Genomic DNA, 13,752 nt, shown 5'->3' with positions numbered 1-13,752 from the left:
TCTTTTTAATCGAGTCATCGAAACAGCCTTTGTTCCCGAAAGCACTGGTCTCTCACTTACGATCGCCTGCCCTGCGCGCTTCCACGCGCCGGCGTCTCGCTGCATTGACTGCTGCGTTATGCGCGGCGTTCGTCGGCGCGGGATGTTCGCATCGCGGAGAGCCGTGGCAATTGACGGACGTGAGCGGTCATCTGCCTGATCTCGATTTCACGCTGACGGGCGATGACGGCCAGGCGGTTGCGGCGGACTCACTGAAGGGACGCACGTCGCTTGTTTACTTCGGCTATACGCATTGCCCGGACGTCTGCCCGGAAACGATGGGACGGCTGATGCAGGTGATCGGCAAGCTCGGACCGGACGCGCAGAAGATGCGCATCCTGTTCGTCACCGTCGATCCCGCGCGCGACACGCCCAGCGCCTTGCACGACTATGTGGACGCATTCGATGCGCAGCATGCCCGCGGACTCACCGGCACCGATGCGCAGATCGAGGACATGGCACGGCATTACCGCGTCGCGTATCAGATGGAAAAGCGCGACCCGAACGGCAACTACGAGGTGACGCACAGCTCGGCCGTCTACATCTTCGACGCGCGCAATCGCGCGCGTCTGCTCGCCACGGACCACGACTCGCCCGACGTCATCGCCGCCGACGTGCGCCGTATCATCAAAGACCAATCCTGATTTCACACGGGTTCGATATGACACAACAAATCAAAACGCTCTCACGGATTCACACGCTGGTTTGCGCAGCCGCTTTCGCATTCGTTGCCACGGGCAGCATCGGCGCGCATGCCGCCGATAGCAAGCAGGCCATCGGCGTGCAGAACGCATGGGTGCGCTGGCTGCCGAACAACCTGCCGGCCGCCGCGTATGTGACGCTGACCAACTCGAGCGACAAGCCGATCGATCTCGTCGACATATCGAGCGCCGACTACGGCATGGCGATGCTGCATCAGACAGTGTCGAATGGCTCGACGCAAAAGATGGTGATGGTCGACAAGCTGACGGTGCCGGCGCACGGCCAGGCATCGATTGCGCCGGGCGGCTATCACGTGATGCTTGAAGAGGCAAAGCGCAAGATCGCGCCAGGTGACACGGTGCATCTGAAGCTGCAGTTCTCCGACGGCGAAACGGTCGATGCGCCGTTTGCCGTGAAGCCGCCTTCGCAGACGAAGTAACGCAACGCGATGAGCCTGCTTCGCTGCCCGCGATGAACCTGCTCCCGTGTCCGCGATGAACCTGCTCTACTGGCTCGAGCCCTGGGAGCCATCGCCGACCGTCGTGATCGCGATGCTCATCGCCGCGCTGCTGTTCGTGCGCGGCGTGCGCAAGGCGAAGGTGTCGGTCGCGCGGCAGATTTCGTTCTGGTTCGGGCTAAGCGCTCTCTACATCGCACTGCACACGCGGCTCGATTATTTCTTCGAGCATGAGTTCTTCATGCATCGCGCGCAGCATCTGGTGCTGCATCACCTCGGACCGTTCTTCATTGCGCTGTCGTATCCGGGCGCGGCGCTGCGCGCGGGCATTCCCTTCGCGTGGCGGCAATGCTTCGTGCGACCCGCGCTGCACACACGCTGGATACGCGCGACGCTCGACGTGCTCTTTCACCCCGTCGTCGCGGTCGTTCTGTTCGTTGGGCTGATCTATTTCTGGCTGCTCTCGCCGATTCACTTCATCGCGATGCTCGACTGGCGTCTGTATCGCGTGATGAACTGGAGCATGGTGATCGACGGGCTGCTGTTCTGGTGGCTAGTGCTCGATTCGCGGCCCGCGCCGCCCGCACGGTTGTCGCCGGGCAAACGCGTGCTGGTGGTCATTGCGGCGATCCCGCCGCAGATCGTACTCGGCGCTTTCATCTTCTTTTCGCCGCGCGAGCTGTATCCCGTTTATTCGATCTGCGGACGCGCGTTCACGTGGCTCAGCCCGATGCGCGATCAGCAGATTGGCGGGCTGTTGCTATGGATTCCGGGTTCGATGATGAGCGTGATCGGCGCGGTGCTCGCGCTGCGTCACTGGATGCGACTGTCGGCACGGGCGCGCCTGCGCGATGAGCGGGAAGCTCGCGTACAGACGTCTGCTGGAACGCAACTCGTCGCGCACGCTGATCGTTGATCGGTTTCTGAAGCGCGGGAAGCGTCAGGCAGCACGCATCCAGATGTGCGGGATGCCATCCTCTTCGTGCACGTCCGAAACCGGCTCGAAGCCGAATGCACCATAGAAGGCCTGCAAATGCGCCTGCGCATGCAAACGTATCGGCGTATCCGGCCATTGCGCGCGGATATGGGCGAGTGTCTTCTCGAGCATGGCGTTGCCCAGACCCTGACCACGGAAATCGGCTGTCGTCAGCACACGGCCGATGCGGATGTCCGCATCCTCCGCATCGGGCAACAGCACGCGCAGATAGCCCGCCAGCTTCGCTCGCGCGTCAGACGATCGGGGAGCGCCATACGCAAACAGATGCCATGCGTCGAGATCGAGTCCATCGATATCGCCATACAGACAGTTCTGCTCGATCACGAACACGGCCGCACGCGCGGCGAGCATGTCGTAGACCTCGATGCTGGTCAGATCGTCGAAAGCCTTCCAGCGCCAGTCGATAGAAGAAGTCTCTTTGCTTTGCATACGTGCCGCCCGGTCATGAACGTTGCGCTGGCGCAAACCATGCGCGGAAAAAAGAAAAGCCCCGACTTAGCGGGGCTTTTCTTTGCTTCTGGAGGCGCGAACCGGAGTCGAACCGGTCTAAACGGCTTTGCAGGCCGCTGCATAACCGCTTTGCTATCGCGCCACAAGCGGACTGCTGAACCGTAACTCTGTTGCGTTTGCAACGGCTCGCAGATTTTGTGCGATGACCTGAACAACATCACTTCAGGATCACCTTTGCTCAACGCTTCTTACGAAGCATCAAACAAAAAGGGAAGCTTGGCTTCCCCCTGTGTTTGGAGCGGGAGACGAGTCTCGAACTCGCGACCTCAACCTTGGCAAGGTTGCGCTCTACCAACTGAGCTACTCCCGCATAAACCTGCGCTTTACTACTTCACAACGTCCTGCTTGCTACTTACAAAACGCTGCTTCAAGAATCTGGAGCGGGAGACGAGTCTCGAACTCGCGACCTCAACCTTGGCAAGGTTGCGCTCTACCAACTGAGCTACTCCCGCGTTTTGCTTCTACTGCTCTCCAGTGTTTCGCGCTGTTTGTTAGTGCGTGCAGTGGAGAAGCGAGATTATGTCGAAGCCTATGAATCGTGTCAACTCTTTTTGTACGAGAGATTGAAAATTTTAGTCATGCCTTTCTCTCAACGTATTTTCTTCACGCCATGCCGCCCCGTTCACGAATCTGCGGCCACGCGAGCTTCATGTAGTACAGCATCGACCAGATCGTGAGGAACGCAGCGAGATAGATGAGCCACAGGCCCCACACGCGCGTATCGATGGAGACCACGCCGAGCGAAAGCTGGCCGTAGAACAGCAGCATCGGAATCGCCGTCATCTGGCACGCCGTCTTGAACTTGCCGAGCGAATTCACCGCGACGCTCTTCGATGCGCCGATCTGCGCCATCCATTCGCGCAGCGCCGAGATCGCAATCTCGCGACCGACGATCACCAGCGCGATCGCCGAGTCGAGGCGCGACAGTTGCACGAGCACCAGCAGCGCGGCCGTCACCATCAGCTTGTCGGCGACGGGATCGAGGAACGCGCCGAACGCGGACGTCTGATTCCATTTACGCGCGAGAAAGCCGTCGAACCAGTCGGTCAGCGCGGCGAGAATGAAAATCGTCGCGGCGGCGAGGTTGCGGTGCGCCGGGCTCATCATCATGTCCGGCAGATAGAACACGCCCACGACGAGCGGAATCAACACGATCCGCAGCCACGTCAGGAAAATCGGAAAGTTAAACGGCATGGGGCAGGCGCTACGTTCTGAGATAAGAGATGCAATTGTGCCGGTTCACCGGGCGAGCCACAAGCAACGGCCCGGCGGGCCGCCGCTCGCCGGTCTCGCGCCTCAATGCAACTGACGATAAATCTGCTCAGCGAGCGCCCGCGAAATGCCTTCGACGCTGGCAAGGTCGTCGATACTCGCCGCCACCACGCCACGCAACCCGCCAAAGCGCGCAAGCAGCCGCTGACGCCGCTTCGCGCCGACGCCTTCCAGTTCCTCGAGGCGCGACGTCTGCCGCGTCTTGGCGCGTTTCGCGCGCATGCCAGTAATCGCGAAGCGGTGCGCCTCGTCGCGGATCTGCGCGACGAGCATCAGCGCGGCGCTTTCCTTGCCCAGTTCCAGCGACGGCCGGCCGTCCGCGAACACGAGCGTCTCCAGCCCGACCTTGCGCCCTTCGCCTTTCGCCACGCCGACCAGCATGCCGAGGTCGAGCCCGAGTTCGTTGAAGACCTGACGCGCGATCTCGACCTGCCCCTTGCCGCCGTCGATCAGCACGATGTTCGGCAGCAGACCGCCTGCGGCCGCGGGTTCCGCGCCGTCTGCGATAACGGCGGGATCGGCGGCAGCTTCAGGTTGAAGTTCGGCTGCTTCGTCGTTTGCGTTCGCCGCGGCCTGCGCGACCATCTTTTCGTAGCGGCGCGTGAGCACCTGACGCATGGCCGCGTAATCGTCGCCTGGCGTGATGCCCGTGATGTTGTAACGGCGGTACTCCGACGACTGCATCTTGTGATGGTGATAGACGACGCACGACGCCTGCGTCGCCTCGCCCATCGTATGGCTGATGTCGAAGCACTCGATGCGCAGATGCGCGAGGTCTTCGAATTCGAGCGACAGCGTGTCCGCCAGCGCGCGCGTGCGCGACTGCTGCGAGCCTTGTTCCGACAGCAGCCGCGCGAGCGCGATCTTCGCGTTCTGCTCGGCCATCGCGAGCCACGCGCGCTTCTGGCCTTGCGGTTGGCGCAGCAGCGTGACCTTGTGGCCAGCCTGTTCGATCAGCAGATCGACGAGCTCGCGGCTCGCGGGCGCATGACTGACCACGAGCACGGGCGGCACGCGATTGCCAAGATAATGCTGTGCGATAAACGCTTCGAGCACTTCGGATTCGATGCCCGTCGTGCGGCGCGGCTTGCCTTGCGTCTCATTCGGTTCTTCACCGCCTTCTTCCGCTGCGGCCTCCTCGACGCTCACGACTTCATCGGACTCTTCGCCCAGCTCCGCTTCGACATCGATTACCGTTGCCGACTCGGCCGACACGATCGCATCGGCATCGTCGAGACCGCCCTCTTCCGCCGTCAACGCGCTTTCGACATGCGTCGGGAAATAAGCCTTGTCGCCCAGATGCCGGCCGCCGCGCACCATCGCGAGGTTCACGCACACGCGTCCGCCCAGCGCGACGACTGCCAGAATATCGACGTCGCTGTCGCCGCCCACCTCGATGGCCTGCTGGTGCAGCACCGTAGACAGCGAACTCATCTGATTGCGCACGGCCGCTGCCTGCTCGAACTTCAGTTCGCTGGCGAACGCGTGCATCTTCTGCTCAAGTTCCTTCATCACTTCCGACTGGCGTCCGAGCAGAAAGCGTGACGCATTGGATACATCGCGCGCGTAATCGTCTTCGGTGATCGCGCCGACGCAAGGCGCCGTACAGCGTCCGATCTGATGCAACAGACACGGCCGCGTGCGGTTGTTGAACACGGAATCTTCGCAGGTGCGCAACTGGAAGACGCGCTGCAAAATCTGAATGCTCTCGCGCACGGCCCATGCGCTTGGGAACGGTCCGAAGTACTGGTTCTTCTTGTCGACCGAACCGCGGTAGTACGCCATGCGCGGGAACTGATGCCCGGTCAGCTTCAGATACGGATATGACTTGTCGTCGCGAAACAGGATGTTGTAACGCGGCGCCAAAGCCTTGATCAGATTGTTCTCGAGCAGCAGCGCTTCAGCTTCGGAGCGCGTGACCGTCGTCTCGATCTTCGCGATGCGCGACACCATCATCGCGATGCGCGGCGACAGCAAGGTCTTCGTGAAGTAACTCGACACGCGCTTCTTCAGGTCGCGCGCCTTGCCCACGTACAGCACCGCGCCCTGCGCATCGTAGTAACGGTAGACGCCCGGCATGTGCGGCAGCTGGCGCAGCACCTTCTTCGGGTCGAAGTCTTCGGCGACGGCTTCGGGCGCGCCGGCTTCGGATACACCTGATTTCGCGGCGGAACCGGCTGCGTGAGAGGAATCGGATCGGGTCATGCAGAATCGGATTGGGCGCCACGGACAAACGGCGCGTGATGTGGGCGATGTGCTTTAGAATCGCCAGTTTAGAACATTCCGACCTCGCCCGAACCCAGGCGCCGCCATCATGTCCACCGCTTCCACTCAAGCGCCGCAGCCGTCGACAATCGCGTGCGACATTTTTTGCGCGGTGATCGACAACTTCGGCGATATAGGCGTCTGCTGGCGGCTCGCGCGGCAACTCGCGAGCGAGCATGACTGGCAGGTGCGACTGTTCGTCGACGATCTGCATGCGTTTCATAAACTCAACGCTTCCGTCGATGTAAAAAGCCCGCGTCAATCCGTGGACGGCATCGTCATCGAGCACTGGCACGAGCCCGCGCATGCGGGCGATACGCTGCAGGTGGCCGATGTCGTGATCGAAGCGTTCGCGTGCGAATTGCCGCATGTGTACATCGAGGCAATGGCGCGGCGCGAGCGCGCGCCCGTCTGGTTCAATCTGGAGTATCTGAGCGGCGAAGACTGGGTCGCGGATTTTCACTTGCGGCCGTCGCCGCATCCGCGTCACGCGCTCAACAAGACGTTTTTCTTTCCGGGGCTCGGCAAGGGCACGGGCGGCGTGCTGAAAGAGCGTGATCTCGACGCGCGCCGCGCGGCGTTCGAATCATCGGCCGAAGCGCGCGCGACGTGGTGGCAGGCAAAGACGGGCAGCGCGCCGCCGTCGAAAGACGCCACCGTGGTCTCGCTGTTCGCCTACGAAAACCCCGCCGTCGACAGCCTGCTCACGCAATGGCGCGACGCCGACAGCGAAGTCGTGCTGCTGGTGCCAGAAGGCCGCATTTCGGGCGCCGTCGCGCGATTCTTCGGTCTGCCGTCGTTTGCGGCGGGTACGCACGCAGCCCGCGGCAGCCTGCGCGCGCACGCGCTGGCCTTCACCGACCAGCCCGGCTACGACGAGCTGCTATGGGCCAGCGATTTCAACTTCGTGCGCGGCGAAGACTCGTTCGTGCGCGCGCAGTGGGCCGCGCGGCCATTCGTCTGGCACATCTATCCGCAAGCCGACGACGCTCATCTGCCGAAACTCGACGCCGCCCTCGCCCACTACGCACACACGCTTCCCGCCGCCGCCCGCGACGCGCTCGCCCGCTTCTGGCACGCATGGAACGGCAACGGCACGCCCGACTGGGCCGAACTGCAACGCTATCGCCCGCTGCTCGACGCACGCGCATCCGATTGGGCGCGTGAACTGGCGTCGATCGGCGATCTCGCCGGAAATCTCGCCGTATTCGCAAAAAGTCAGTTAAAATAAGCGGTTATCCAACGGCCGACGACGCAAGCGCGGCACGACGGCGAGGCCCAAAAGCCAAGTCAGTCCGTGTCACACGCGTACGCGCCCGCTTCGGGTAAAAAGAAGCAGACGGACGAAGCACGGAACCACGCGTCACGGCAATCGCTGGCGTCGTTCCGGCAGGCACCGGCCCCGCTCACCGCGCAATCCAGGTTTGATCCATCCTCCAGGACGGATGCCGGACGCGCGTCGGGCGCCGAACCCGCTTGCGCCGTATGCCGTTGAGCACAAAGTTGAAGCACCTAATTTCGTACAGGACAGTTTTATGAAGATCGCTCAAGAACTCCGCACCGGCAACGTGGTGATGATCGGCACCGACGCGATGGTCGTGCAGAAGGCCGAATACAACAAGTCGGGCCGTAACGCCGCTGTGGTCAAGATGAAGTTCAAGAACCTGCTGACGGGCGCAGGCATGGAAACCGTGTACAAGGCGGACGACAAGTTCGACGTCGTCGTACTGGATCGCAAGGAAGTGACGTACTCGTACTTCGCTGACCCGATGTACGTGTTCATGGACGCCGACTACAACCAGTTCGAAGTCGAAGCCGAAATGATGGGCGACGCGCTGAACTACCTCGAAGACGGCATGGCTTGCGAAGTCGTGTTCTACAACGAGAAGGCGATCTCCGTCGAACTGCCGACTACGCTGGTTCGCGAAATCATCTACACGGAACCGGCTGTCAAGGGCGATACGTCGTCGGGCAAGGTGCTGAAGACGGCCAAGCTGAACACCGGTTTCGAACTGCAAGTGCCGCTCTTCTGCAACATCGGCGACAAGATCGAAATCGACACGCGTACCAACGAATACCGCAGCCGCGCATAAAGTTGAATCGCGCCGCGATGCATTCGTCTTAAACCCTGAGTCAAGCCAGGGTTTTTGAATTAAAAGCGCCCTTCGGGGCGCTTTTTCTTTTTTTCGCGACCGTGTATGGTGGTGGAAAACTTTACCGGCCAGTCATGCAATTTTGCCAGGTCAGCGCGTCGGTCCTGCTTTTTCAGTCCGCACTCACAAAGGTTTACCAAGACCGTTCGAGGTGGCACAACTTCTGCTTGCCGGATGATTCAGGCCTATAAGGCTTCGTTCATTCGGAAAACACGGGAGGTGTGCCATGAACAACGATATCGCTGAAGGCAAGTGGAAACAGATCATCGGCAAGGCGAAAGCCGCGTGGGGCGAACTCACCGACGACGAACTGACCAAGGCGGAAGGCCGTGCCGACAAACTGGCTGGGCTGATCCAGGAGCGCTATGGCAAGACCCGCGACGAAGCGGAACTCGAAGTGCGCCGTTTCTTCGACCGCAACCGGGACTTCTGACGGAGTCGCGCCTGAACGGGTCACTCAAGCCATCGCGCCTGACCGGGAGCATCGGCCGCTCAAGCCCACTCATCAAGCGCCCATGCGTGCAGTGCCGCCCCTGGCGAGCCGCGCGCGTCGGGCATCCGTCCATCTGAACAGTTGCGCACGTTATGCCACATGCCCTGATTGTCGAAGACGATCCCAATAGCCTGTCAGGCCTGTCCGCGATTCTCGCCGCCGACGGTTTCTCCGTCGATACCGCGATCACGCTTTCCGAAGCGCGCGCAGCCCTGACACGCTTCATCCCTGACGTCGTGCTGGTCGACCTGAACCTGCCGGACGGCAGCGGGCTCGACCTGCTCCAGCATCTGCCCGCGCAGCCGCCTGGCGGCGCATTGCCCGTGATCGTGATGACGGGCAACGCGACGGTCGAAAGCGCGATTGAAGGCCTGCGTCACGGGATCTGGGACTACCTGCTGAAACCCGTCAACATCCCGCGGTTGCGCAGCCTGCTCGCACGCATTCCGCGTCCTTATGAACTGACCGAGGAAGTGCAGACCCTGCGCGCCCGGCTGCGCCGGATGGGTCGCTTCGGGCCGATGATCGGCCGCAGTGGCGCGATCCAGCACATCTACGATTCGATCGAGCACATCGCGCCGACGGAAGCGGCCGTGCTGATCTCCGGCGAAGCGGGCACTGGCAAGGAAGTCGCCGCGCGCACGCTGCATGAGATGAGCCGGCGCCGCAAAGGGCCGTTCGTCACGCTCGACTGCCGCTCGGCGCAAGCCGTCGCGGGCGGGCGGTCGCTGGAAAGCCTGTTGTTCGGCCACGAGCGCGGCGCGTTCGGCGGTGCGGAGCAGCGCGAGCCTGGTCTGTTCGAACAGGCGAGCGGCGGCACCCTCTTCATCGACGAAATCACGATGCTGCCGCGCGCCCAGCAGGAAGCGCTGTTGAACGCGCTCGATTCGCAGACGTTCATGCGTGTCGGCGGCACGAATCAGGTGGCGACGGACTTCCGGCTGATCGCGTCGACCCGCAAGGCGCCACGCTCTGCCGTCGCCGAGGGTTCGCTGCATCAGGATCTCGGCCTGCGGCTCGAAGCGGCCGCGCTGTCGCTGCCGCCGCTGCGCGAACGCGGCGACGACCCTGCCCTCTTCGCACAGGCACTCGTCGATGAACTGAACGACGAAGCCAACGCGCGCGGCGTCGCCGATGCGACCAAGCTGATCGGGCCGAATTTCGTCCGCGAATGTCTGGCGTACGAATGGCCGGGCAACGTGCGCGAGTTGCAGGATCGCGTGCGGCGCGCGTATCACGCGTCCGGCGATGTACTGGAAACGTTGCGCGCCGACGAAGCCAACGGCTCGGGCGGCCGCGATCTGAACGGTGGCCGCGTGCAGGTGACGGTCGGTACGCCGCTCGCCGACGTCGAGGAAATGCTGATTCGCGCGACGCTCGATGCCGTCGGCGGGACGCGGCACCGTGCGGCGTCGTTGCTCGGCATCAGTCCGAAGACGCTGTATAACAAGCTGCAGCGCATGCGTCTGAACTGAAATTTGACGCGATAAAAAAAGACGGGTTCTGTACGAACCCGTCTTTTTTATTTGCCGCGACTATCGGGCGCCTGGCTTGGGAATGCTTCGCGCAACAGCGTCTTCGCCTGCTGATACTGCGGCTCGGCCATCAGGTCATCCCATGACAGCGCGCCGCCGCGCGGCCGCATCTGTTCGAGACGCTGCTTCGACGCTTCAGACTGCGTGAAGCGCAACGCTTCGAGCACCTTGCCCGCCTCTTCTGGCTGATTGCAGATCAGCACCATATCGACGCCCGCTTCAAGCGCGGCTGTCGACGCCTCTGTCAGCGTGCCGCCCTGACGCGCCGCTTCCATCGACAGATCGTCGCTAAAAATGGCGCCCTTGAAGCCGAGCCTCGTGCGCAGGATGTCCTGAATCCACACGCGCGAAAAACCGGCCGGCTTGCTGTCGATCTTCGGATAAATCACGTGCCCCGGCAGCACCGACGCCAGCGACAGTCCGAGCCAGTCGTACGGCGCGACGTCTTCGCTGAGAATCTCGTCGAGCGTGCGTTCGTCGACGGGAACGGCGACGTGTGAGTCGGCCGTCGCGAATCCATGCCCCGGGAAATGCTTCGCGCAGTTCGCCATGCCCGCGAGCGCGAGACCGTGGTTGAGGCTCTTCGCGAGCAGCGTCACGACGCGCGGATCGCGATGGAACGCGCGATCGCCAATCACCTGTGAGTGGCCGAAGTTCAGATCGAGCACGGGCGTGAAGCTCATGTCGATGCCGCACGCGCGCAGCTCGGACGCGAGCACATAGCCGACGGCCGTCGTGACCTTGGTCGCACGCAGCACATCTTCATCCCACAGCGCGCCGAGCTTGCCCATCGCGGGGAGCACCGTGAAGCCGTCGGTGCGAAAGCGCTGCACGCGGCCGCCTTCGTGATCGACGGCGATCAGCAGATCGGGGCGGATCGCGCGTATCGCATCGGTCAGCGCGACGAGCTGTGCGCGGTTCTCGAAGTGGCGCGCGAACAGGATCACGCCGCCGGTCATCGGATGCGCGAGGCGGCGCTCGTCGTCGGCGTTCAGGGTCTTGCCGACGACGTCGAGCATCACCGGACCAGGAGTCAGTTTCATCGTGTTCGGGAAAAAGAGTGAAGAGCGCGGCGTCGTTCTGCACGCGCCGCGCCGGAAGAAGAAGAATCAGGCAGAAGGATCGGGCGTCTCGGCAATCACGAACGACACCGCGTAATCGCGCTCATCGGATAACGTCACTTGCGACGTGATGCCGCGTTCGGCAAGCCAGTCGGCGAGTTCGCCCGACGCGACGCACATCGGACGGCCACTTGGTTCGTTCAGCGTCTGCAATGCGCGCCAGGTCATCGGCCAGCGCATGCCGAGGCCGATCGCTTTCGAGAACGCTTCCTTGACCGAGAAGCGCGTAGCGAGAAATGCGAGCCCGCGCACCTGCGAACGCGCGTTGCGCGCGTGATAGATGCGTAACTCGTCAGGGCCGAGCACTTTCTCGGCGAAGCGTCCGTTGGTGCGCTCCATCACCGCCGCAACGCGGCTGACCTGAACGATGTCGGTGCCGATGCCGTAGATCGCCATACGCGTGCCGTCGCTGTCCGTTATGTGCGTTGAGTACCGCGGTTTATCAAAACGCGTGCTTCGTCAGGCACGCGCTGCAAGACGCGCGGCGACCATGATCGCCTTCATCTCGCGCACGGCGTTATCCCAACCCGCGAAGATCGCATGCGCGACGATCGCGTGGCCGATGTTCAGTTCGACGATGCCATCGATCGCCGCGATCTGCTGGACGTTCGTGTAATGCAGACCGTGGCCCGCATTCACTTTCAGACCCAGCGATACACCGAACTCCACACCGCGCACGATGCGTTCGTACTCGCGTTGCTGCTCACTCGCGTCATGCGCTTCCGCGTAGGCGCCCGTGTGCAACTCGATCACCGGCGCGCCCGCTTCATGCGCGGCGCGAATCTGCGCTTCGTCGGCGTCGATGAACAGCGACACGCGCGAGCCCGCGTCCGCGAGTTGCTTGCACGCGGCGCGCACAGCCTCGAAATGCCCGACGACATCGAGACCGCCTTCCGTCGTCAACTCCTGACGCTTTTCCGGGACGAGACACGTATCGTGTGGCTGCACTTCACAGGCGATGTCGAGCATTTCCTGCGTGACGGCGCACTCGAGGTTCATGCGCGTCTTCAGTTGCGGACGCAAGGCACGCACATCGGCATCGACAATGTGGCGGCGGTCTTCGCGCAGATGCAGCGTAATAGCGTCGGCGCCCGCTTCTTCTGCCTGAAGCGCGGCGCGGATCGGATCGGGATACGACGTGCCGCGCGCGTTGCGCAGCGTGGCGACGTGATCGATGTTCACGCCGAGGTCGATCACATTCGGAGAAGTCAGAAAGAAGCTCATAGATTCTGCAAGTCGATCAGGATCTGGCGCGTCGCGAGCGGCGTGCCGCCCAGATAGGTGTTGAGCAAAAAGCGCATCAGCGTCTTGCTTTGCGTGACGGTCTGCGCACGATGGTAATCGTCCTGCTCCATGTCGAGCAAGGTCTGTCCGCTGATCACGGGCCAGTTCGAGGGATACTCATTCGATGCTTCGCGCACGCCGCGCTCCGGATCGAATACATAACGGCCTTCAGCCACCACCGCCTTGCGCGCGACCGTGCGATTGAGCGACATCGCATAGCCGGTTTCACGCAGCAGCACGCGTTCGAATGAACGGAGCACCTGAACGGGCGCTTCGTCGTGCGCGAGGCGCGTGAGCGTCACGACGTAGTGATGGAACAGTTGTGGATGCGGATCTTCGCGCGCGAGAAACTTGACGAGCAGTTCGTTCACGTAGAAGCCGCACAACAGCGCGTCGCCCGCCAGCGGCAACATGCCGCCGACCCATTCGGCGCCCGTCAGCGTGCGCATTTCAGACTTGCCGGACCACGCGAGCGACAACGGCTGAAAGGTCTGCAACACCCCGCGCAGTGCGGAATGCGGACGCTTCGCGCCTTTCGCGACGAGCGCGATGCGGCCGTGATCGCGCGACAGCACGTCGATGATCAGGCTTGTTTCGCGATAAGGATAGCTGTGCAGCACGAACGCAGGCTGCTCGGAGATGCGGAATTCGGAGGCGGACGCACGCGGTACGCGCGACGCCGAACGACGCGCGGATGTCTTGCGCAGCGCCGCTTCCGCGTGGTCGCCGCCTTCGGCAAAGTCTTCGTCGCTGCGCGGCGCGCTGCGTTTCGTCGAGCGCGTGCTGCGCGTGGGCTTCGCACGCGGTGGCGTTGGCTCGAATGTGTCTGGCTGCTCGTCGGGAGCATGCGCCGCTTCGTCAGGATCGACGTCGGCGCGGGTTTCGTTCGGCAGCGTCATCCACGCGTCAGATTCAGGTCCGGAT

General features: G+C 62.6%; 14 protein-coding genes and 3 tRNA genes. 7 read left to right on the top strand and 10 right to left on the bottom strand.

Annotated features, from left to right (window positions below; genetic code table 11):
* Positions 1–104 precede the first annotated feature (104 nt).
* Genes G3O01_RS32130 through G3O01_RS32120 form a run of 3 tightly spaced genes read left to right on the top strand, consistent with a single transcriptional unit; the run spans position 105 to position 2,114 of the window.
* Positions 105–683, top strand: a complete 579-nt coding sequence (locus G3O01_RS32130; protein WP_241024432.1) for an SCO family protein — start codon at positions 105–107, stop codon at positions 681–683.
* 17 nt (positions 684–700) lie between these two features.
* Complete coding sequence (locus tag G3O01_RS32125) at positions 701–1,180, top strand: copper chaperone PCu(A)C (RefSeq protein ID WP_205811010.1); 480 nt, start codon at positions 701–703, stop codon at positions 1,178–1,180.
* A gap of 55 nt (positions 1,181–1,235) precedes the next feature.
* Positions 1,236–2,114, top strand: coding sequence for a cytochrome c oxidase assembly protein (locus tag G3O01_RS32120; RefSeq protein ID WP_205811086.1), 879 nt, complete (start codon positions 1,236–1,238; stop codon positions 2,112–2,114).
* A gap of 24 nt (positions 2,115–2,138) precedes the next feature.
* On the opposite strand, the gene G3O01_RS32115 is transcribed toward G3O01_RS32120, so the two are convergent.
* The 6 genes from G3O01_RS32115 to uvrC form a co-directional block, all read right to left on the bottom strand.
* Entirely contained in the window at positions 2,139–2,624 is a 486-nt protein-coding gene (locus G3O01_RS32115) for a GNAT family N-acetyltransferase (RefSeq protein WP_205811009.1), read from the bottom strand.
* A gap of 89 nt (positions 2,625–2,713) precedes the next feature.
* Positions 2,714–2,787 (bottom strand) — tRNA-Cys (locus G3O01_RS32110).
* 152 nt (positions 2,788–2,939) lie between these two features.
* Positions 2,940–3,015: transfer RNA gene (locus G3O01_RS32105), tRNA-Gly, on the bottom strand.
* Between the two features lie 66 nt (positions 3,016–3,081).
* Positions 3,082–3,157, bottom strand: a tRNA-Gly gene (locus tag G3O01_RS32100).
* A gap of 151 nt (positions 3,158–3,308) precedes the next feature.
* Positions 3,309–3,899, bottom strand: a complete 591-nt coding sequence (pgsA, locus tag G3O01_RS32095) for a CDP-diacylglycerol--glycerol-3-phosphate 3-phosphatidyltransferase (RefSeq protein WP_205811008.1) — start codon at positions 3,897–3,899, stop codon at positions 3,309–3,311.
* A 102-nt stretch (positions 3,900–4,001) separates the two neighbouring features.
* Positions 4,002–6,182: an excinuclease ABC subunit UvrC gene (uvrC, locus tag G3O01_RS32090; protein WP_205811007.1), complete on the bottom strand. Its 2,181-nt coding sequence runs from the start codon at positions 6,180–6,182 to the stop codon at positions 4,002–4,004.
* Between the two features lie 109 nt (positions 6,183–6,291).
* On the opposite strand from uvrC, the gene earP reads away from it, so the two are divergent.
* From earP to G3O01_RS32070, 4 genes are all read left to right on the top strand, one after another.
* Positions 6,292–7,473 (top strand): elongation factor P maturation arginine rhamnosyltransferase EarP, encoded by a 1,182-nt coding sequence (gene earP, locus G3O01_RS32085; RefSeq protein ID WP_205811006.1) that lies wholly within the window; start codon positions 6,292–6,294, stop codon positions 7,471–7,473.
* A gap of 304 nt (positions 7,474–7,777) precedes the next feature.
* Positions 7,778–8,335, top strand: coding sequence for an elongation factor P (gene efp / locus G3O01_RS32080; RefSeq protein WP_205811005.1), 558 nt, complete (start codon positions 7,778–7,780; stop codon positions 8,333–8,335).
* A 286-nt stretch (positions 8,336–8,621) separates the two neighbouring features.
* Positions 8,622–8,828 (top strand): CsbD family protein, encoded by a 207-nt coding sequence (locus G3O01_RS32075; RefSeq protein ID WP_205811004.1) that lies wholly within the window; start codon positions 8,622–8,624, stop codon positions 8,826–8,828.
* 152 nt (positions 8,829–8,980) lie between these two features.
* Entirely contained in the window at positions 8,981–10,363 is a 1,383-nt protein-coding gene (locus G3O01_RS32070) for a sigma-54 dependent transcriptional regulator (protein ID WP_205811003.1), read from the top strand.
* A gap of 47 nt (positions 10,364–10,410) precedes the next feature.
* Here G3O01_RS32070 and nagZ read toward each other — a convergent pair whose 3' ends face one another.
* The 4 genes from nagZ to recO all read right to left on the bottom strand — a co-directional run bounded on the left by nagZ (position 10,411) and on the right by recO (position 13,727).
* Positions 10,411–11,466: a beta-N-acetylhexosaminidase gene (gene nagZ, locus G3O01_RS32065; protein ID WP_205811002.1), complete on the bottom strand. Its 1,056-nt coding sequence runs from the start codon at positions 11,464–11,466 to the stop codon at positions 10,411–10,413.
* A 66-nt stretch (positions 11,467–11,532) separates the two neighbouring features.
* A complete protein-coding gene (gene acpS / locus G3O01_RS32060) occupies positions 11,533–11,940 on the bottom strand; it encodes a holo-ACP synthase (RefSeq protein ID WP_205811001.1) in 408 nt (135 codons plus the stop codon).
* 63 nt (positions 11,941–12,003) lie between these two features.
* Complete coding sequence (gene pdxJ, locus G3O01_RS32055) at positions 12,004–12,768, bottom strand: pyridoxine 5'-phosphate synthase (RefSeq protein WP_205811000.1); 765 nt, start codon at positions 12,766–12,768, stop codon at positions 12,004–12,006.
* Positions 12,765–13,727, bottom strand: coding sequence for a DNA repair protein RecO (gene recO / locus G3O01_RS32050; protein WP_241024431.1), 963 nt, complete (start codon positions 13,725–13,727; stop codon positions 12,765–12,767). The genes pdxJ and recO overlap by 4 nt, the downstream gene beginning before the upstream one ends.
* Positions 13,728–13,752: the final 25 nt, after the last annotated feature.

The organism is Burkholderia sp. Ac-20365, assembly GCF_017104715.1.
Lineage (GTDB): Bacteria > Pseudomonadota > Gammaproteobacteria > Burkholderiales > Burkholderiaceae > Paraburkholderia.
The sequence above is the reverse complement of the archived record's forward strand: the minus strand, read 5'-3'. Positions and strand labels throughout refer to the sequence as shown.